The sequence below is a fragment of the Paraburkholderia haematera genome (genome assembly GCF_905220975.1).
GTDB classification, from domain to species: domain Bacteria; phylum Pseudomonadota; class Gammaproteobacteria; order Burkholderiales; family Burkholderiaceae; genus Paraburkholderia; species Paraburkholderia haematera.
This window is the reverse complement of record NZ_CAJNBK010000003.1, coordinates 151880-172391: the sequence shown is the minus strand read 5'-3', so window position 1 is coordinate 172391 and position 20512 is coordinate 151880. Positions and strand designations below refer to the sequence as shown.

At 63.1% G+C, this 20512-nt stretch carries 18 protein-coding genes; 5 read left to right on the top strand and 13 right to left on the bottom strand.

Annotated features, from left to right (window positions below):
* Nucleotides 1–71 precede the first annotated feature (71 nt).
* Nucleotides 72–704, top strand: coding sequence for a LysE family translocator (locus KHO23_RS08070; RefSeq protein WP_211610488.1), 633 nt, complete (start codon nt 72–74; stop codon nt 702–704).
* Nucleotides 705–790: 86 nt separating this feature from the next.
* Here the strand turns inward: KHO23_RS08070 and KHO23_RS08065 are convergent, their stop codons facing one another.
* Nucleotides 791–1318: a GNAT family N-acetyltransferase gene (locus KHO23_RS08065; protein WP_211610487.1), complete on the bottom strand. Its 528-nt coding sequence runs from the start codon at nt 1316–1318 to the stop codon at nt 791–793.
* Between the two features lie 12 nt (nt 1319–1330).
* Entirely contained in the window at nt 1331–1903 is a 573-nt protein-coding gene (locus KHO23_RS08060; protein ID WP_211610789.1) for a helix-turn-helix domain-containing protein, read from the bottom strand.
* A gap of 236 nt (nt 1904–2139) precedes the next feature.
* Between KHO23_RS08060 and KHO23_RS08055 the strand changes: the two genes are divergently transcribed.
* Entirely contained in the window at nt 2140–2832 is a 693-nt protein-coding gene (locus KHO23_RS08055; protein ID WP_211610486.1) for a YceH family protein, read from the top strand.
* A 96-nt stretch (nt 2833–2928) separates the two neighbouring features.
* Here the strand turns inward: KHO23_RS08055 and KHO23_RS08050 are convergent, their stop codons facing one another.
* The 8 genes from KHO23_RS08050 to KHO23_RS08015 all read right to left on the bottom strand — a co-directional run bounded on the left by KHO23_RS08050 (nt 2929) and on the right by KHO23_RS08015 (nt 10646).
* The gene (locus KHO23_RS08050) at nt 2929–3852 is read right to left on the bottom strand and encodes a hypothetical protein (protein WP_211610485.1); all 924 of its coding nucleotides are present in this window, start codon (nt 3850–3852) and stop codon (nt 2929–2931) included.
* A gap of 258 nt (nt 3853–4110) precedes the next feature.
* Nucleotides 4111–4908, bottom strand: a complete 798-nt coding sequence (locus KHO23_RS08045; protein ID WP_211610788.1) for a MipA/OmpV family protein — start codon at nt 4906–4908, stop codon at nt 4111–4113.
* A gap of 80 nt (nt 4909–4988) precedes the next feature.
* The gene (locus tag KHO23_RS08040) at nt 4989–5876 is read right to left on the bottom strand and encodes an alpha/beta hydrolase (RefSeq protein WP_211610484.1); all 888 of its coding nucleotides are present in this window, start codon (nt 5874–5876) and stop codon (nt 4989–4991) included.
* 3 nt (nt 5877–5879) lie between these two features.
* Entirely contained in the window at nt 5880–6650 is a 771-nt protein-coding gene (locus KHO23_RS08035; protein WP_211610483.1) for a DUF4118 domain-containing protein, read from the bottom strand.
* A gap of 448 nt (nt 6651–7098) precedes the next feature.
* Nucleotides 7099–7617, bottom strand: a complete 519-nt coding sequence (locus KHO23_RS08030; RefSeq protein ID WP_211610482.1) for an SLATT domain-containing protein — start codon at nt 7615–7617, stop codon at nt 7099–7101.
* Between the two features lie 72 nt (nt 7618–7689).
* Complete coding sequence (locus KHO23_RS08025) at nt 7690–8943, bottom strand: acyl-CoA dehydrogenase family protein (protein WP_211610481.1); 1254 nt, start codon at nt 8941–8943, stop codon at nt 7690–7692.
* A gap of 126 nt (nt 8944–9069) precedes the next feature.
* On the bottom strand, nt 9070–10113 hold the full coding sequence (locus tag KHO23_RS08020; RefSeq protein ID WP_211610480.1) for a rod shape-determining protein: 1044 nt from the start codon (nt 10111–10113) through the stop codon (nt 9070–9072).
* A gap of 122 nt (nt 10114–10235) precedes the next feature.
* On the bottom strand, nt 10236–10646 hold the full coding sequence (locus KHO23_RS08015; protein WP_236066745.1) for a hypothetical protein: 411 nt from the start codon (nt 10644–10646) through the stop codon (nt 10236–10238).
* A gap of 288 nt (nt 10647–10934) precedes the next feature.
* Here KHO23_RS08015 and KHO23_RS08010 point away from each other — a divergent pair, with 288 nt between their 5' ends.
* From KHO23_RS08010 to KHO23_RS08000, 3 genes are read left to right on the top strand one after another with little or no spacing between them, the layout of a single operon-like run.
* Nucleotides 10935–12098: a GNAT family N-acetyltransferase gene (locus KHO23_RS08010; RefSeq protein WP_211610479.1), complete on the top strand. Its 1164-nt coding sequence runs from the start codon at nt 10935–10937 to the stop codon at nt 12096–12098.
* A 59-nt stretch (nt 12099–12157) separates the two neighbouring features.
* Complete coding sequence (locus KHO23_RS08005; RefSeq protein WP_153140771.1) at nt 12158–12835, top strand: heavy metal response regulator transcription factor; 678 nt, start codon at nt 12158–12160, stop codon at nt 12833–12835.
* The gene (locus KHO23_RS08000; protein WP_211610478.1) at nt 12835–14436 is read left to right on the top strand and encodes a heavy metal sensor histidine kinase; all 1602 of its coding nucleotides are present in this window, start codon (nt 12835–12837) and stop codon (nt 14434–14436) included. Before KHO23_RS08005 ends, KHO23_RS08000 begins: the two co-directional genes overlap by 1 nt.
* Here the strand turns inward: KHO23_RS08000 and KHO23_RS07995 are convergent.
* Genes KHO23_RS07995 through KHO23_RS07985 form a run of 3 tightly spaced genes read right to left on the bottom strand, consistent with a single transcriptional unit; the run spans nt 14417 to nt 20501 of the window.
* A complete protein-coding gene (locus KHO23_RS07995; protein ID WP_211610477.1) occupies nt 14417–15937 on the bottom strand; it encodes an efflux transporter outer membrane subunit in 1521 nt (506 codons plus the stop codon). The genes KHO23_RS08000 and KHO23_RS07995 overlap by 20 nt on opposite strands.
* A gap of 27 nt (nt 15938–15964) precedes the next feature.
* Complete coding sequence (locus tag KHO23_RS07990) at nt 15965–17236, bottom strand: efflux RND transporter periplasmic adaptor subunit (RefSeq protein WP_211610476.1); 1272 nt, start codon at nt 17234–17236, stop codon at nt 15965–15967.
* A 19-nt stretch (nt 17237–17255) separates the two neighbouring features.
* Nucleotides 17256–20501, bottom strand: coding sequence for an efflux RND transporter permease subunit (locus KHO23_RS07985; RefSeq protein WP_211610475.1), 3246 nt, complete (start codon nt 20499–20501; stop codon nt 17256–17258).
* Nucleotides 20502–20512: the final 11 nt, after the last annotated feature.

The window sequence follows — 20512 nt, the reverse complement described above, 5'->3', positions numbered from 1 at the left end:
GAAGGCTTGAATTGACGGCATCGGCTATATTGGGCGGCACTGCCCAACTTTAATTCACAGAGGAGACCGCCGTGCCCGCTGCTACAACGTTGCTCGCCTTCGCCCTTGTCTCGCTCGGCATGGTGCTCACGCCCGGCCCGAACATGATCTATCTGATCTCGCGATCGCTTTGCCAGGGGCGGCGCGCCGGGCTCGTGTCGCTTGGCGGCGTTGCGCTTGGCTACGTGTTCTACATGTTTTGCGCGGCGTTCGGCATCACGGCGCTGCTGTTGACGGTGCCCTACGCGTACGACGCATTGCGTTTCGGCGGCGCGCTTTATCTTTTGTATCTGGCATGGCAGGCGGTCAAGCCGGGTGGCCGCTCGCCGTTCCAGGTGCGCGACCTGCCGCACGACAGCCGCCGCAAGCTCTTCACAATGGGCCTCATCACGAACCTCGCGAATCCGAAGATCGCCGTGATGTATCTGTCGCTGCTGCCGCAGTTCATTTCGCCGGCGCACGGCAGCGTGCTCACGCAGTCGATCGCGCTGGGCTGCGTGCAGATCGTCATCGCCGTCACGATCAACGCGCTGATTGCGAGCATGGCGGGTTCGATCGCCGGGTTTCTCGCCGGGCGGCCGGTGTGGCTGCTGGTGCAGCGCTGGCTGATGGGCACCGTGCTCGCCGGTTTGGCCGTGCGGATCGCGTTCGACGCGCGCCGCTAAATTCACCTATTGAAGACTCGCCTGAGCCCGCATCGCGGGCTTTCCGGCTACGCATCGCTCATCGTGCGCGCTTGCCTGTGCCACCCTCATGGCGCCTTGTACATGATGGTGGTCGAATCAAGCCGCTCCGACAGCGTGTCGCGGCAAAACTGCGGAATCACACCGACCGTCCTATAACCCAGGGCGGCATAGAGCGGCTCGGCCTTGTCGCCGGTACGGGTATCGAGCGTCAGCAGACTGCGCTGCAAGTGATGCGCACGGCGTTCCAGTTCCGTCATCAGCGCTTTCGCGACGCCCTGGCGGCGAAGCGCGGGATGAACCAACAGCTTGCGCACCTCGGCGCGGTGCCGCTGGTTCGGCATCGTGTCGTAATCCAGTTGCACGGTGCCGGCGATCGACTCGCCATGGCGCGCGACGAGCAGCACAAGCCCGCCCGCGCGTAGCGACGGCAGCACCTTGCCGCTCCAGAACGCCTCACTCTCTTCGACGCTATACGGCAGGACGAAACCGACGCTCGCACCGTCATGAACGCAGGCGCGCAGCAGCGTGCCGAGTTCGGGCAGATGGCGAAGGAGATCGTCGGCGGAAAAGGTCGTGATGGTGGTCGCGCTCATGGTCGCTCGAACTCAGATGATGAAGAGGATGTAGCGGGCCGCGCTGTGCGCGGGCGTGACGAAGGCACTGGGACCGAACAACTGGTAGCGCAGGCAGTCGCCAGGTTGCAGGTCGTGGCTCCGGCCGTCGACGGTGATCTGCAGTTGCCCTTCGAGCAGGATCAGATGATGTTCGAGGCCGGCTTTCGGCGATGCGTCGTAAATGATCCGCGCGCCGGCATCGAGTTCGCACTCCAGCGCCTCGCCGCTCAGCGCCTGGGCCGGTGGCGACACGGAGCGGCGCCGGAAGCCGACGCTCGCGTCGGTCCAGACCACCTGTGCCTCGCGCGGCACCAGCGGCACAAAGTCTTCTTCGACCATGCGCATGAGGCGCGACATCGGCAAGCCGTAGGCGACGCAAAGCTTGCCTAGCACGCTCGCCGTGGGGCTCACGGCGGCATTTTCGAGGCGCGACAGGGTGGCGCGACTGACGTTGCTGAGCTTCGCGAGATGGTCGAGGGACCAGTTGCGCTCGGCGCGGAGCTCTCGTAGACGCTGGGCGATACGGCGGTCGATGGCGTTGTCGTCGGAAGATGTGTGTTCCATATTCGGGAAATTATCTCGCATATGGAAAGTCGTCAATGAAACAAAAATGCGCCACAAGGGACGCGCACGCGAGCGGGGCGCGGCTGGCCATTGCGGAGATTCGTCCACCGCGAGCGGCCGGGGCGTTTATCATAGTGGCCACAAACTAAAACCCGCCGCCCGGCTGTGCAACAGGGCTGTGCGTCGATCAGGCACACCCTCCACGAGACCCGGCGGCGCTTGCCGCGACATCTTCTATGAACTCCACTCCCGACGCTGTTTCCCGTCCCTCCATCCGCGCTTTGACCTTGCTTGAAGGGCGCGTCCTCGGCGTGTTGGTCGAAAAGCAGCACACGGTGCCGGACAGTTATCCGCTTTCGTTGAACGCGTTAACTTTGGGCTGCAATCAGAAGACCGGCCGCGCACCCGTGATGAATGCGACCGAAGCCGAGGTGCTCACCGCCGTCGACGGGTTAAAGCGCCTGAGTCTGGTGATGGAGGGCAGCAGCAGCCGTGTGCCGCGCTTCGAGCACAACATGAATCGCGTATTGGGCTTGCCGAGCCAATCGGCTGCCTTGCTGACCACGTTGCTGCTGCGCGGTCCGCAGACCGCGGCCGAATTGCGCTTGAACAGCGCTCGCCTGCATGGGTTTGCCGACATCTCGTCGGTCGAGGCATTTCTCGACGAACTGGCTGCCAACGATCCGTCGCGGGTAGTGAAACTGGCCCGCACGCCGGGCGAGCGCGAAAATCGCTGGACGCATCTGCTTTGCGGCGAAGTTAGCGCGAGTGATCTTGCACAGCCGGGCGGGGAAGATGAGGTTGTGCCGCTGTCGGCGTTCGAGGCCGTGAAAGCTGAGCAAAATCGGCTCGCTGACGAGTTGAGCCGGCTTCAGGTTGTGGTGCGAAGGATGGCTGCGGAATTGGGGATCGAGGTGGGGGAGCTTTGAGCGCTTAAGCACCTTCGCCGTTCCCAGGCATCCTGAAACACGGCCATTCGCCGCGGCAGGCGAGGCCGCCTCGCACCGGCGAAGTGACAGCAGGTTTTACCAGGCCCAGTACACGCAAGCGGGTGGGCGCAAATGGCCATACAGGTGCGCGTCAGCCCGCAGATTGGAGAAATGGTTATTGGCGGCGCCGATGACCGTGAGGTATCTGGCGATGTCGACAAGTTCGCTCAGGTTACGCGCCGTAGTGAACGTGCGGATCGCGCTCTTCACCTTGCCGTCATGGCTCACCATGCCGGGCTGATCTTCCGGAATCGGATGACTGTGTTGCGACGGCCCCCCGGGCGTATCGACCCGGATACTGGTGCTCTTCAACTGGGGACGCTGACCGTCGGTGCCGACGACGACATTGAACCGAAAGAATGACTCACCGGGGAAGTTCAGACCTTCGTTGATGGATTTTTGCTCCATGCCGGCAACGATGCGCTTGCGGACAGTCGGGTTAGCACCAATCGTGTACTGTGCCTCGGCGGGTTGCGCGCCGAAGTGTTTATCCAGATGACTGAAAATCAGGTCCCCCCCGAAAGTCATGTCAACCGTATTGTCACGCCCGCCTGGCGGGGTCCAATTGCCATCGAAAACAACCTGATCGGTATTGCTTACGGACCACGCGAAATAGTCCTGGAGTTGCACCGGTTGGCCGGCCCGCCGGCCGATCAGCAACAATTCCTTGGTGGCGCCGTTGTCCGACCAGTAGAGATACCAGCCGTCGTTGTTGATGCGAGCAGCACCGACCGCTTTCCACACCTGCCGCATGTCAAGGCGCTGGCAACGCTGGTAGATCGGTGTCCACTGCAACTGTGGCAAGCGATGAAGGTTGGCGTTCTGATCCGGCGTCTGCAATGTGGTGACCGCCGCCGCCGCCGCGATGACGTTTGTGGCGAGCCCGAGGTCCGTGGCGAATTGAATCGACATGGGCATTTGCATTTGCCGGTCGAGAAATTCAGAGGCATGAGTGGGCATTCCCTATCTCCGTATCTTCAAGAATTTCCGCATGCGGTTTCCTGGCGGCTAAACGCATCGCCATGGGCCCCGCAAGATTGATATTTCAATCTCCGGCTGCAACGAGTATTGGTGATAAATCTGCAAACTGCAACACGGCCACACACGTGTGCGAGGGCGGTACAACGGGATCGAGATGAGCCGGCTGGGTTCGCCGCTCATTCGATATGCATTCCGAATAAATCCAGCCTTGTCCAACAACGTCGTGCAGGTTAAAACCTAAAAACGATAATTCACCGAAGCGAGTGTATTGAGCTCGAATCTTTTTTCGGTAATCGGGCTATTGGCTGCATCGTGCTCCAGTCGTCCGAACGTAGCGGAAACCGACCCATTCCAGTGTTTGGAAAAGTCGTAGGTCACCATGGCGTTCATATGGATGTCCCGCACGCCGGCACTGGTGCTGTACGTGGGCAAGCCCGACGCCGCGCTCTGCTGCCCGGACACGCCGAAGAACGTCCGCGTGTACGTCCCATTCGCCCAGGTGAAGCCCGGACCCACCGAGAACAACCAGCCGCCAACCGGCGCGGAAGCCACGAAATCCGTGCTGACCTGCGTCCCCTGGTGATGCCCGGCGATATCCTGGTACAACGCCACCGACCCGGTAAACGCCCACCACGTGTAGTCGGCGAATAGCTTCAGTTTCGGCCCGCCATACACATTGCCTAGGCCATGCAGTCGCGGATCGTCGGACTCCTTGCGAGTCTGGAAGTCGAAACTCAACGCCGCGCCCACGTGATAGGCCGGACCGCGCAGCACGTTGACGCCAAGCACGTCAGGGCCCTGCGAGAAAATCCGGTCGTCGTATGAGATATCCAGCGCAGGGAACGGGAATACGGTCAGCTGTCGTGACCCCGGGTACTTGGGCGTGATCACCACACCAGGACCCACGCCGATTTTCCATTTGCTCTCGGTGGCCGCGCCCGTACCTGCATCTGTCGTCGCGGCCGGACCTGCATCGTCTGCGTAGGCCGCGCGTGCCGTGCAAAGGCCGAGTGCAGCGGCGAGCAGCAATGACATGCGTGCGGGTCGACCAAACCTGAGCGTGGGGCGCAGCGACGCGCACGCGGCCTGGCCGTTTCTCTGCCCGGAATGCGCCGTCATGCGCGCTCCTTGCCAAGCGCCGCGAGTTGTCTGAGGCGCCGCGCCAAAGCCTTCGAGACGACCTGCTGCTTGCCGCTGTCGTCGCCACTGTGGGCCGCTTCGCTCTCGCGCAAAAATAGCGCGGTTTCACGCGCGACGATTTCGCGCTCGTTGTCCGACGTAATCATGTGATACGAATCATCCAGCCAGATTGTGCGTAAAAAGGCAGCGTCGATATTCGCGGCGACAAACCGGGCATTGCGAGGGCTCGACGTCTCATCGTCGATCGCATGGACAATCAGGCAATCGGTCTTGATGTCGCGCACCTGAGTGCGCACGCTCGCGGCGAGGCGGCTTGCCTGATGCAAGGCCGGCAATGAAATCGTCGACGGACCGACTTCGCTGAAGTCGCTGCGCTGCATCGCGCGGGCGATCTTCGCCCTGAGCGCTTCGTTGCGCAAACCGAACGGCGCTGCCTCGCGGTAGCGCCAGCGATTGCGCATCGGTGTGAAGTACGCCCAGTTGAGCAGGAAACGATACCAGGGGATCGCCCAGCCGTCGTAAGAGAGCGTTAGCGACAACAGCACGAGCGATCGTGCCGCTGGACGGCGATGCGCCAGCGCCAGCGCTAACGCCGCACCGATCGATAGCCCGCAGATCGAGACGTGTGTGAAGCGCGCGGCGAGCGCATCGTACTCGCGCACGGCGGCCTCGATCCAGGCCTCCATGGCCGTTTCTTTGGAGCCTGCGCTATAGCCCGGCAGAACCGGCGTGCAGGTCGTGAAGCCTTCCGCGTTCAGATAGCGCGCAAGAAAACGTAATTCGAGCGGCGAGCTCGACAGGCCGTGCAGCATCAGCACGGCATGATTGTCGCCGGGTAAGAAGAGACTCGTTGGCTGGCTCATGGATCAGGTCCCGATCCGCAGCACGAGGAAATCGCCGGCATGGGTGGTGAACCGTTCGCACACGCACTCGGTCAGCTTCGACACGCCATCGCCGCTTTTCAGGTGCACGCGATGGCTGCCTGGCCACAGCGCCTTGCTGAGACGCTGGATATCTTCGGAATCGACATCCGCAAAGCGGGGGCCCGGTGCAATCTCGTTGGGCAGACGGGGCAGCACACCTTGCGGTTTGATGTCGTCCATCGGTTGCAACGCGTTGCGCTCGAGCGCCTGAATGAAAATGAAGGTCCTGTGATGGTGCGAGAGATGGCGCAGCAGCCGGTGTGTTTCGTCGACGGCGCGGCGTGCGAGCATGCGTTCGTTGTCGTGGCGCAGCAGCATTTCATAGCGCGACTGCGCGACCGATGCGATCAGCTCCGCACGGAACTGCGAGCGGCGCAGGCGTTCGATCAGTATGATCACGAGCAGCGTCACCAGCGGGTACGAGACCAGCAGAAGCAGGTCGGCGCGGTCGAATACGGCGATGCTGGCGTACGGCGGGACGAACAGGTAGTCGGCGATACCGAGGCCGAACAGCATGACCGTGAACGCCGGCGCCAGTCCGCAAAAATACTCGACCAATGCCGCCGCGATACAGAACGCGGTGCCCGGCATGATCGGTCCGAGAAATGGATGGAGCAACATGCGCACCCCGCTGGCGATCGCCAATGCGGCGGCCGCGGTGAGCCAGACGCGTGTTCCCCGTGGTGCCCAGTGACGGGCGTTTTGGACTTCCATGATCTTTTTTTTAGGGAGCGATTGCGCTTCCCGATTGAGTGTGGCAATGCGCTTGAAAGCGCACGCCGGACAATACCATAGTCGGGCAGATGTAAAGGCTCAGAAACGCGTAAATACCGGCAGACCGGGCGGCCATATCGTGCGTCGAATGCCTTGGGAAAACCTGCTTTTGAATAGGGGTATTATCCCCGGCGTGTATTATGCGGGCCGTGTGCTTAAGTGACCCTTAAATGGCTGGAAGCGATCTATACCGAACCTTCAGCCGCTACTGCCGGAGCTTCCGCCGCCTTGCCCGGAACCGCGGCCGAACGCTGCTAGGGAAATCGCATGGGCCTATGACATGCCGCCGGGCTCCGCGCCTTTACATCAGCGGCTACATTGCTTCAATTGAAGTTAATGCAATTTACAAATGACACAGAACATTTACGACAACCCCGCGTTCCGACGCTTATGCATCGCGACTTCGTCGCGGTTCATCGGACAGGGTTCGCTGAGTGCGATAAAAGACGCGCGGCGGCACGTTCGGTGAATCTTCAGCAAGCCGGTCGAGTTCGTCGCGGATCGCGGTGAGATAGTGGCCGTCGCGCGCGTCGGCGTCACCGGCAAAGATCGCTTCCAGCCTGCGCCGCACCGCGCCGTAGCGCGCCCCGGCCGCACGATGTTTTTCCGCACGCTCCGCGTATCTGAGGAAGGTTTGCAACGCGGCGGAGACCGCCGCCGCAACGCTGACGAAGCCCACGAAAATCCTGAGCGCCGGAGAGACGGCGGTCGAACTCAACGAAGCGAAGACCGCTGTGCCCACAAAGGCGGTCAATGCGGTCACCAGCCAGCCGACGCTGCGGTCCCGCGCGGACAGCAGGTCGGCCATGTCGTAGTGGCTCATCTGGGATTCACGCGCGCGCCGGATCCACTTCAGCAGAAGCTGGTCTTCGTCGACCGGGGGCTCGTAGGCAGTCGGGTTCTTCATGTCGCTCGTCGGGCTGTCCAGTATCGCAAGCGTAGTGCATGCGCTTGACGATACTGTGCCACATGCGAGCGATCAGCTGAACGCGCTGGTGTTCACGCTAAACCGCTCGCTATGCGCGTTGCCGTTCAGATAGAAGTCACCGATTGCCGCTTCGCGGATGATGGCCGGATTGTGCGACGCCAGCACGCGTGCATTGCGCCAGTAGCGATCGAATCGGCGCGTCTCGCTGGTGGCCGATGCGCCGCCCACTTCGAACAGCAGGGTTGCGGCTTGCAGCGTCTGCTCGATGACGATCTGCTGTGCCTGGAAGGTCTGGATGTCCAGGTGGATATAGGTTTGCTCGTCGGTACGGCCTTCCTGCCGCGCCGCTGACACCGCATCGATTGCACGTGCGAGCGACGCGCTGATGCTCTGCGCGGAAAAAGCCAGGCTCGCGAGACGGCCGACCACCCGATGGACCAGCGGATTGTCGCGGGGGCTCGATTCACCGGGGATACCGAAAGTTCTCGTTTTGCTTTGCGTGAACGCCACCGCATCGCGCAGTGCCGCGCGGCTGATCCCCGCCAGGTTTGCGACGTGCAGCGCCTGGTAGTAGGCGGTCAGGAGGCTGTTGCGGCGTGGTTCGGCGGCGTTATAGCGCCGATACAGATTGTCGGGCGAGACCGGCACATGGTCGAAACGCGCCGTACCGCTGCCGGTAAGACGCTGCCCGAAGCCATCCCAGTCGTCGATCCGGGCGAGACCGGGCGCATCGCTCCTGACGAGTACGCGCACGTCGCTTTGCCCGTCGTGCGCGGTGACGTCGACCCAGTCCGCGTAGAGCGTGCCGGTGGTGTAGTACTTCTCGCCGTCGAGATGCCACGCGCCGTTGGTTTGGGTGAGGCGCACGCTGTTGCTGGTGACGCTGGTGCGCTCGGACACGGCGCCGCCGACGATCTGGCCTTGTGCGATACGCGTGAACCAGCGGTCGCGCAGCGGTTCGTCGTCGGTTTCCAGCAGCGATTCGATGAAGCCGCCGTGCACGCGCAGGATTTGCGGCAGATTCGAGTCGGCTTCGCCGAGACGTGTGGCCAAGGCGAGAAACGCAGTCAGCGTGACACCTTCGCCGCCGTAGCGTTTTGGCACGCGCAGCCTGGTGTAGCCGGCTTCGCGCAACCATTCCACGGCAGCGTAGGGGAGTTCTCGATTCTGTTCGCGCTGGACGGCGCCTTCCGCGATGCGGGCGAATACAGGCGCGAAACGACGGGTCAGGTCGTCTTCAGCGAACAGGTTTGCTGCGTCCGCGGTCAGGTAATCTGGGTTGGGGCGTGAATCGGTTGCTGGCATAAGTTCTCCGTGGCGGGGCCGCAAACTGAGAACGGTACGGGAGGCTTAGGGGTGCCAGCAACCAAGTATTTGGTCGATTCTTAGAAGGTGTAGTGAAATAGTTTTTTTGCCTGCGCGGCGCCACATTCACTCGTAGGAGAAAGCTCCGCCGAATTTATCCATCCGCTCCAGCGCCATTCCCGAACCGCGCACCACACAGGTCAGTGGCGCCTCGGCGACGAACACCGGCAGGCCGGTTTCTTCCGCGAGCAGGCGGTCGAGATCGCGCAGCAATGCGCCGCCGCCCGCGAGCATGATGCCGCGCTCGGCGATGTCGGCGCCCAGTTCCGGTGGCGTCTGTTCCAGCGCGATCTTCACCGCGGAGACGATCTGATTCAGCGGATCGGTGAGCGCTTCGAGAATCTCGTTGCTGGACACCGTGAAGCTGCGCGGAATCCCTTCGGACATATTGCGGCCTTTGACCTCCATCTCCCTGATTTCGGAGCCTGGAAACGCGGAGCCGATTTCCTTTTTGATGGCTTCCGCGGTCTGTTCGCCGATCAGCATCCCGTAGTTGCGCCGAATGTAGTTGACGATCGCATCGTCGAACTTGTCGCCGCCCACGCGCACCGAGCCTTTATAGACGATGCCGCCGAGCGAGATCACCCCCACCTCGGTCGTGCCGCCGCCGATATCGACCACCATCGAACCAGTCGCCTCGGATACGGGCAACCCGGAACCGGTGGCCGCGGCCATCGGTTCTTCGATCAGATAGACCTGCGAGGCGCCCGCGCTATGCGCGGCTTCCTTGATCGCGCGGCGCTCGACCTGGGTCGAGCCGCACGGTACGCAGATAATGATGCGCGGCGACGGCGCGAACATCCGCGACTCGTGCGCCATCTGGATGAAGCGCTTGATCATCTGCTGGGTGATGTTGAAGTCGGCGATCACGCCGTCTTTCATCGGGCGGATCGCCTCGATATTGCCCGGCACCTTGCCGAGCATCTGTTTCGCTTCCTTGCCGACGGCCAGAATGATCTTCTTGCCGTTCGGACCGCCTTCCTGACGAATCGAAACTACCGAGGGTTCGTCCAGCACGATGCCCTTGCCACGCATATAGATCAGGGTATTCGACGTGCCGAGGTCGATTGCCAGGTCGTTGGAAAAATAGCCGCGCAGAAAACCGAACATGCAAATTCCTGTCTCGCTGATGCCGGGCGCGTAAGCGCGCCGCTCGGGAATGCCGCCCGAAGGCGGCAGGCGACCAGGTGGTGGTCGGAAGAGAGGGAAGAATAACAGCTTCGGGCGCGAGGCTACTTTTGCGGGCGTGCTCGCAACAGGTTGTCAGCCTGCCATTTGATGCGATCGCAATTGCCCTTGAGCCGCGCCGCGAATTCCGACGGGGAATTGAGTCGCAGCGAGCGCATCTGGGTCACGTCGCTATTCCCGCGCTGCCAACCTGCCTGCCAGCGCGTATCGAACTGGCTGGCTTCGGTGAGAACATTTCTCAGCTTCTCCTTGTAGTTGGCCACATCCTGTGCGGATTCTCCGCAGAGTTCCTGGTCAAAGCGGGCACGTTGGCCTGCGACTTCCGCGCTGGCGTTGGCGCTGTCCTCGCTGGCTAACGCGGGGCGTGGTTGTCCCAGCAACAGAAGCGACGAAAGCAGCATCAGCGTCGGCGCCCACGCAAGCAGGGCATGATGGCAAAACCGGTTTTTATTCACGATTGGCTCCTTGTGGCTGTCCTCCGGCGCCGCAACGAATCGGGCGAGTGCTGCCGCGTATATTACCGTGTCGTTACCGTGTCCGGCTGAAGCCTCGGGCAGCCTCTACCGCAACATTGAAAACGGCACTGCGCCGCATGGCAGCGTGCGCCGCCGCACACACCTTAAAGACGCGTGAGTGCATGCTCGTTGCATGTGCTTCAGTCCGCGCCGGCCGCTTCTGCCCGCGTTTTTCCGCATTGACCGGCATGAGGACGAAGCACACCGCTCGGCTTCATGTGAGGCGATATGGACCAGGCAACACCGGCGACGCCGACAACGCGACGCTACGACATCATCAGCGACGAGGCGGAATTTTGGGCCTTGCAGACGGAATGGAACACGCTGTGGTCGAGGGCAAACGGCTACTACTACCAGTCGTTCAGTTTTTGCTGGCTGGCGTGGAAGCACGCAGCGAAGCCGCATGGCCACAAGCTCCAATGCATCGTGTGCCGGGAAGACGGGCAACTGGTCATGATCTGGCCGCTCGAGACCTACCGTCGTTGGCTCTGGACGTATCTCGTAGCGCTTGGGCCTGAAGGCGGGGACTACACGAGCGTGCTGGTGGAAAACAGCGCATCCGCTCCGGCCTTGATCGCCGGCGCCTGGGAGACCGCGCAGCGGCGTTGCGGCGCCGATTTTATTCGCGTTCAGTTTGTGCGGGACACGCTGCATCTATACCGGCTTGCGACCCAGGCCCGCAGGGTGTTGTTTGCCAAACCCCACAGCGCGTCTGCCGTGGCGTTGCGCAGCGAGAGCGACTGGGACCAGTATTGCCAGACGCTGGGCACGCTGTTCGGCAAACGGCCCGGCACCTTCACAAAACGTCTCTCCAAGCAAGGCAAGGTCGCCGTGCGCATCGTCGACCCCGTCGACGAAAGCGAAACGGTGTCGATCATTGCGTGGATGTTCCGCTGCAAACGCCTGTGGAGCGAGCGGGTCGGCAAACGCAACCCGTGGATCGATTCGCCCGAGTTCGAGTGCTTCCTCGGCAAGCTGATCTACTCGCCCGACGTGCCCTCGATGGCGCGCCTGATCGTGGTGACGGTGGATGAAGCGCCGGTTGCCGGCATCATCGTCAGTCTCGGCAACCCTTGCGCGAGCGCGATCTTTGCGGGTTACGACCCGTTCTACAGCAAATGCTGCCCCGGTTTGATCGCGGTGGAGCAATGCGTCAAATGGGCCTTCGAGAACGGCTTCGACCTCGACTTCGGCGTGGGAACGGAGCGCTTCAAGTCGTACTGGTCCCGCGGGGAAGCGTCCACCGCGTGGACCGTGCAGACCATCAACTCGCCGTGGGGCCTGCTGGCGATTGGCGGGCGGGGACTGCTGCGCGAGTTCATCGCCCGCGTGAAGCGGCTGCGCCATGAGGGTGTCAGATCGCCGTCCACAGCCAACATTACCGGATCGTAATCATCGCGCGCTCCGCTTGCCGGTATGATTTGACGGTCAAGCACAGCGGAGCACTCCCCATGCGAATCCTGGTGATCGAGGACGAGCTCAAAACAGCGGCTTATCTGAAGAAGGGCCTGGAAGAATCCGGCTACGCGGTCGACGTTGCGAACGACGGCCCACAAGGGCTGATCCTCGCGCAGGAAGAAGAATACGACGTGATCGTGCTCGACGTGATGCTGCCCGGCATGGACGGCTGGACCGTCGTCAAGACCCTGCGCAGCACGCGTACCACGCCGGTGCTGTTCCTCACCGCCCGCGACGACGTCGACGACCGCGTGCGTGGCCTCGAACTCGGCGCGGACGATTACCTCGTCAAGCCCTTCGCGTTTGTCGAATTGCTGGCCCGCGTGCGCACGCTGGCGCGCCGTGGACCGCCGCGCGAAAGCGAACTGATCAAGGTGGGCGACCTGGAAATGGACGTCAATCGCCGGCGCGTGAAACGCGGTGGCACGCGTATCGATCTCACGCCGCGCGAGTTTTCGCTGCTGCAGTTGCTCGCGCGCCGCCAGGGCGAAGTACTGAGCCGCACGCAGATTGCGTCCTATGTGTGGGACATGAATTTCGACAGCGACACCAATGTCGTCGAAGTCGCGATCCGCCGGCTGCGCACCAAGATCGACGACAACTTTCCCGTCAAGCTGATTCACACGGTGCGCGGCGTCGGCTATGTGCTCGAACTGAAGGACGCTGCTTGATGCGCGGCCGCTCGCTTGCCGCAACGCTCGCGCTTGCATTCGGTGTCACCACACTCGCGGTTTTCGTGCTCGTCGGGAGTTTTCTGTACCTTGCGCTGGAGAAGCAGATCAAGGCGCAGGACGATCTCGACATCGTGCTTGCGGCACGCCATGCGCGGCGGCTCGCCCAGGAACTCGATACGGCGAATGGGATTCGCGAGCACGGTGAGCGCTTGACCAGCACCGTGCTGGGCAATCAGGCGATGTCGATGGAGGTGTTCGGTCCCGATGGGCGCATGGCGATCGAGCACAACGCTGGGAAGACATTCCCGGCAACGGGCGGTACGGCCAGCAGCGCCGCATCTACGGTGTCAAATACACCTGATGCTTCCACTGCGCTCAATGCGGCAAGCGAAGCAGGCGACGCAAGCGACGTAAGCGACGTAAGCGACACAGGCGACCTCCATGATCCCGGCGAGACCACCGAATCCGGCGGCGTCGAAACGATCGCCGCGTTGCCGCCGCTCCCGCGTATTGCAGCTTCGGCACGCATTACCGATGCGGCTATCGGCGCCTGGAGCGGCCGCAACGGCGCACCGATCCGCGGCATTCTCGCGGACGCGCGGTTGCGCAACGGCGACACGGCGACCGTGCTGATCGCGCGCAACATGAGCGACCGCTGGCGGCTGCTCGACCGCTATCGCGACAAGCTCAACATCGCAGGCGCGGCCGGTGTGATTCTGGCCATGTTGCTGGGCTATCTGCTGATTCGCGCCGCCCTGCGGCCGTTGCGCGATATCGCGGAGAGTGCCGGCCGCGTCACGGTCAATCGCCTGAATACGCGGATCACGGTGGCGCGTGTGCCGAGCGAACTCGAAGCGCTGGTGAAAGCACTGAATGCCATGCTCGAACGCGTCGATCACGGCTTTCAGCGCCTGTCGCGTTTCACCGCGGATCTCGCGCACGATATGCGTACGCCGCTGGGCAATATGCGCGGCGCCACCGAAGTCGCGCTTGCCCGCCCACGCTCCACCGACGAATATGAAGCGGTGCTCGCGTCGAATCTGGAAGAGTGCGATCGTCTTTCACGGATGATCGAAAACGTGCTGTTTCTCGCACGCGCTGAACATCCGCAGTTCGTCAAACACATGCGCAAGTTCGATGCGGCGCAGGAACTGACGCGCATCGCCGAATACTTCGAAGGTATCGCTGACGATGCGAATGTCAGGATGCAGGTCACCGGTTCGGCGACGCTGACGGCAGATCTTGAACTGTTTCGGCGCGCCGTCAGCAATCTGCTTGCCAATGCGATCCGCTATACGCCGCGCGGCGGCGAGATTGCGCTCGATGTTCGCGCTTTGGCCGACGCCGTGCGCGTCACCGTGTCGAACCAGGGGCAGCCGATTGCCGCCGAGCATCTCGAACGGATCTTCGACCGTTTCTATCGCGTCGACCCGTCGCGCAGCGCCTTGCCTTCGTCCGGCGTATCGCAAGGATCCCCGGGTTCGACAGGGCTCGGGCTTGCCATTGTCCGCACGATCATGGAGTTGCATGGCGGCACGGTGCATGCGGAGAGCGACGCGCAAAGCACGTGTTTCGTTCTTACGTTCCGGCGGGTGTAGAGGCTGGCGGAGTCGCCGCCACCTCCGGCGTCGCCGCGCCCTTGCTCTCGCCATGCCACGTTCCACCCAGCGCCTTCAGCAACAACACACTCGACTCCAACTGCCGCGCCGCGATCTGATCCGCGGTGCGCTGGTTCGTCAGCGCGATCGTCTGCGCGGTCACCACGTCGAGATAGCTGACCGCGCCCGCGTTGAAGCGGTTGGTCGTGAGCCGCAACGACAGATCGGCGGCCGTGGTGGCGCGCTGCTGGCTGGCGGCTTCGTCGGCGAGCGAATGCAGGGCGGACAGATTGTCCTCGACCTGCTGGAAGGCCACCAGCACCGATTGCCGGTAATCCGCGACCGCGCCGTCGTACTGTGCCGTCGCGCCGTGCAGGCTGGCCGTGCGCTTGCCGCCGTCGAACAGCGTGCCGACAAGCTGTGGGCCGAGCGACCAGAACAAACTCGGCGCGCTTAGCCACGGCGCGAAGAAGGTGCTCTCCAGGCCCGCGCTCGCCGACAGCACCAGATCGGGGAAGAAAGCCGCATGCGCCTCGCCGATCTGTGCGTTCGCCGAGGCCACGCGCCGTTCGGCGGCGGCGATATCCGGGCGCCGTTCGAGCAGTTGCGACGGCACGCCAACGGGAATCGCCGGCGGCGTTGCCGAGGAGCCGTTTGGCGGCAGCGTGAAGGTCGAGGCCGGCTCGCCGATCAGCGTGGCGATCGCATGCTGCATCTGCGCGCGCGTCACGTCGATGTCGGTGTCTTGCGTGCGCGTCGCTTCAAGTTGGGTGGTGGCCTGGGCAACCGCGGAGGCATCGATCGCGCCGTCTTTCAATTGCTGTTGCAGCAGCTTCAAGGCGGCGGCATAGGCGGTCACGCTGTCGTCGAGCAGCTTCTTTTGCGTGTCGAGCGAGCGCAGGGAGAAATAGTCGACGGCAAGATCGGCGCTCATCGACAGGCGCACGGCTTCGAGATCCGCCGCGCTCGCATCGGCATCGGCTCGCGCGCCGGTCACGCTGTCGCGCACCCGGCCGAACAGGTCCGGCTCCCAGCTCGCGGATACGCCGGCCGAATAATCCGGCACGGTCTTGCCCGCGAGCGATTTGCCCTCGACGTTCTGCGAAGTCCGCGAGCGGTCCTGTGCGGCGCCGGCGGTGATGGTTGGGAAAAAGCCGGCGCGCTGGTAATCCACCATTGAACGCGCTTGCTGCACCTGCGCAACCGCCTTGCGCACGGTCTGATTCGAGACGTCGACACGCGCTTCGAGTTGATTCAGCACCGGATCGTTGAAGATCGTCCACCAGGGGCCACGCGGTGTGGTGTCGGCAGGCGCAGCCTGGGCCCAGCCAGGCGCCGCGCCTGCGTATTGCGCGGGGATCTCGGCAGTAGGCCGCTGGTACGGCGGCAAAGTCGAGCAGGCGCTCAGCAGTGCGCCGATCAACGTGACGGCCAACGAGCGGCGCAACGAGAGGCGCAACGAGAGGCACAACAACCGGCGTGGAAGAGAGATGGGAAACATTCGGCACATCCTTTCGATGACTGGCGCTCAGCTATGCGCGGCCGGCGCGATCTGCACGAGCTGGCCGGTACTCAGCGAATCGCCGGGGTTATCGATCACGCGGTCGGTCGCGGCGAGGCCCGTGGTGATCTCCACATGCGTGCCGAAATCGCGGCCGATGTGCACCGTCCTGAGCGCCGCGCGGCCGTTGCCGTCGACCACGGCGACCGTCACGCCATTGGGGCGAAAGAGCAGCGCGCTCACCGGCAGATCGAGCGCCGGTGTGGTCGACTGCAACTGCAGATGCACCTGTGCGTAAGCCCCCGGCATCAGCGTGCCATCCTTGTTATCGACGTCCACCTCGACGCGCAGCGTGCGGCTCGACGGATCGATCGAGCCGGTCGTGCGCGCCACCTTGGCGGCAATATGCCGGCCGGGATACTGCTGGGCGGTCAGGTACACGCCTGTATCGGGCGTCACGTACGGCGCGTCGTCCTGCGGCACGTCGACGAACACGCGCAGTTCACCGGTTTGCTGAATATGAAACAGCTCGCCCGACATACCCGCCGTGCCGGGCGTACCGCCCGCCGTCACCAAGGCGCCGACATCGACGTTGCGCGCGGTGATCGTGCCGTCAAACGGCGCGGTGATTTTCTCGTACGACACCAGTTCGGCCAGATGTGCGACATTGGCCTGCGCCGACGCCAGCATCGCGCGGCGCGCCTCCATGTCGCTGACTTTGGTATCGGCGTCCTGTTGCGCGACCGATTGGGTCTTCAGCATCTCCTGCCAGCGCTGCGCAGTGGTCTTCGCGAAGTCGAAGTTGGCCTGCGCGGTGGCTTCGTCGGCACGGGCCTGACGCAATTGGGCGTCCAGATCGGGTGCGTCGATCGTGGCGAGCGTCTGGCCGCTTTTCACTTGCGCGCCGATGTCGGTGTTCCAGTGCGCCAGATAACCGCTCGTGCGCGCATAGATCGACGCTTCGGCGAACGGCGTTACCGCGCCGGGCAGCAGCAATTCGTGGACGGCCGGCGCGGGGCGCGGCGTGATCACGGAAACGTTGAGTATGCTTTGCGCCTCTGTCTGTTGGGTCAGCGCGGCGCTTGCGTGCAGACGCGGCACGATGCCGACGATTAGCAAGGCCGCGGCAAGTCCAGCCAATGCGAATGGCCAGACGTGGCGGCGCGGTTTTGCGGTTGCGCTCGTGTCGGTGGTGCGGAACGCCTCGTCAGCCTTGGCGGTCTCAGCGGTTCGATCAGCCTCGACAGCCGGTTCAGACCGGTCGTCGCCGAGGTCGGGCGGAAGTGATGGATTATTCATGGGCAGGCTCTTATCGGAGTCAAAGTGTGCGGGCGGGAACGCGGGATTCTTGTGCCTCGGTGCGAGCAGCACGGCGTTTGTCGAGCCATGCATGCACCATCCCGTAGACGACCGGAACAAACAGCAAGGTGGACACCGTGCCGATTGCAAGGCCGCCGATCACCGCGCGCCCAAGCGGCGCATTCTGTTCACCGCCGTCGCCAAGGCCGAGCGCCATGGGCAGCATGCCGATCAGCATCGCGAGCGCGGTCATCAGCACGGGACGGAAGCGGCTGAAGCCCGCCTCGAGCGCAGCCTGCAATGGCGGCTTCCCACCGTGATGGAATTCGCGTGCGGTGTTGATCACGAGAATACTGTTGGCCGTGGCAATGCCGATGCACAGAATGGTGCCGGTCAACGCCGGCACGCTCAGGCTCGTGCCCGTGCTGAACAGCATCCACGCGATGCCCGCGAGCGAACCCGGCAAGCCGCTGATGATGATGAGCGGATCGAGCCACGACTGAAAATTGACGACCATCAGCAGATAGACAAGGGCGATCGCGAACACGAGACCGCTGGCGAGGCCGCTGAACGAGTCGTGCATCGCCTGCACCTGGCCGCGCATCACGATCGATGCGCCTGGCGGCAATTGCGGCCGGATCTGATCGACGAGGCGGGTCACGTCGGTTGCCACGCCACCGAGGTCGCGCCCTTGCGCCGACGCGAAAATGTCGAGCACAGGCTGCACGTTGTAGTGCGAAACGACGGCTTGCTGGGTGCCGCGTGTCAGCGTGCTCAGCGCGCCGAGCAGGTTTTGCGGAGCGGGGCCGTTGCCGGTTGCCGCACTGGACGCCGCCGTCACGCCCGCACCTGCGCCAGCGTTCTGCGCGACCGGGATATTGGCCAGCGCCTGCAGCGAGTTGATGTCGTACTGCGGCATCATCGCCATCAGCGGATAGCTCACGCCGTTGCTCGGATCGAGCCAGAAATTCGGCGTGGTCTGCGAACTGCCCGAGAGCGCGATCAACAGATTCTGCGACACGTCGCGTTGCAACAGGCCGGCCTGAATCGCTCGCGTGCGGTCGACATTCACGTTGATCGCGGGTTCGTCGCCCGGTTGCTGGATGCGTGCATCGACGAGGCCGCGCACGCCGCGCAGTTGTTCCAGCAAGCGGTTGGCCACCACACGATTGGCGTCGAGTTTGTTGCCGACGATCTGGATATCGATCGGTGCGGGCAGGCCGAAGTTGAGAATCTGGCTGACGATATCGGCGGGCAGGAAGGCAAAGGTGACGCCGGGGAAATCTTTTGAAAGCGTGGTGCGCAGCGTCGCGACATAGGCGGCGGTTGGCTTGTGTCCGGCGGCGAGCGTGATCATCACGTCGGCGTCTTCCGGGCCGATCGGGTCGGATGAATCGTAAGTCAGGTTGATGCCGCTCACTGGTACGCCGATGTTGTCGAGCATGGCCGCGAGTTCCTGCTTCGGGATCACGCTGCGTACACGGGCTTCGACCTCATCGGTGATGCGCGCGGTGTCTTCGATACGCGTGCCGGTCGGCGCACGCAGATGCAGGCGAATCTCGCCGGTATCGACGGCGGGGAAAAAATCGCGGCCGGCGAACGGCACGAGAGCAAGCGAGCCGATGCACAGCAACAGGAAGATGGCGATGAACCGGCGCGGTTTCGCGATTGCCGAGCCGAGCACGCCGCGATAGCGTTCGCGTAGCATCTCGAAGCGATGCTCAAAGGCGGCCTGGAAGCGGATCAGGCGAGCAATCGGGCCGTTGCCCGTGACTGGCGCGTGACTGCGCGCACGCATCAGATACATCGCGAGGGTCGGCACCAGCGTGCGCGAGAAAAAATACGACGCGATCATCGCGAACACCACCGCTTCGGCGAGTGGCACGAACAGATAGCGGGCAACGCCGGAGAGCAGAAACATCGGCACGAACACAATGCAGATCGACAGCGTCGAAACAAAAGTCGGCACGGCGATTTCACCCGAGCCGTTCAGAATCGCGTCGTGCAACGGCTCGCCGTTTTCCAGATGGTGCGTGATGTTTTCGATCGCTACAGTGGCGTCGTCGACGAGGATCCCCACCGCGAGCGCGAGCCCGCCGAGTGTCATGATGTTGATGGTCTGTCCGAGCGCGGAAAGCGCGATCAGTGAGGTCAGCACCGCGAGCGGAATCGATACCGCGATGATCAGCGTGGCGCGCCAGCTGCCGAGGAACAACAGGATCATCAACGCAGTCAGCGCCGCCGCGATCACGGCCTCGCGCGCCACGCCTACGACCGCCGATTTGACGAACACCGATTGATCGGACAACGCGGTGATATGCAACGCGCTCGGCAAACCCGCCGCGATATGCGGCAGCATCGCCTTGACCTGCTGAATGATGGTCAACGTGGACGTGCTGCCGGATTTTTCGACGGTAAGAAGCGCGGCACGTTTGCCGTCGCTGCGCACGATGTTGGTTTGCGGCGCATAGCCGTCGCGCACGTGGGCCACGTCGCGCACATACACCACGCCGCCGGCTACCGTCTTGATCGGCAGGTCGTTCAACGCGGCCACCGTGTCGGTGCTGCCGTTCATCTGCACGTTGTATTCCTTCGTGCCGATCTTGGCGGTGCCGCCCGGCAAAATCAGGTTCTGCGCGTTGACGGCGTTGACCACGTCGAGCGGTGCAAGGCCTTTCGCCTGCAGCGCGCGCGGATCGATATCGACCATGATCTGCCGCACCTTGCCGCCGAACGGCAGCGGAACCGATGCGCCTTGCACGGTTGCCAGTTGCGTGCGGATCTGGCTGTTGCCGAGGTCGTAAAGCTGCTGTTCGGAGAGCGTGTCGCTCGAGAGCCCGAGTTGCAGGATCGGCACCGTCGACGCGTTGTACGTGATGATGTTCGGCGGCAGCGTGCCAGGCGGCAGCACACGCAGGATCGATGCGGAATTCGAGGCCGCCTCGGCGATGGCGCGATTGATGTCCGCGCCCGGGTGGAAAAAGATCTTCACCACCGAGACGCCGTTCAGCGATTGCGACTCGATATGCTCGATATCGTCGACGTCGGAGGTCAGCGCACGTTCGTAGTTCGACGTGATGCGGTTGGCCATGTCCTGGGCGGAAAAGCCGTTATACGTCCAGACGATGCTGACTACCGGGATGTCGATGTTCGGGAAGATATCGGTGGGCGTGCGCAGGATCGCGAGCGGGCCGACGATGAAGATCAACACGGCGAGAACCACGAAGGTATATGGGCGGCGCAGCGCGAGCTTGACGATCCACATGACGGTTTCCT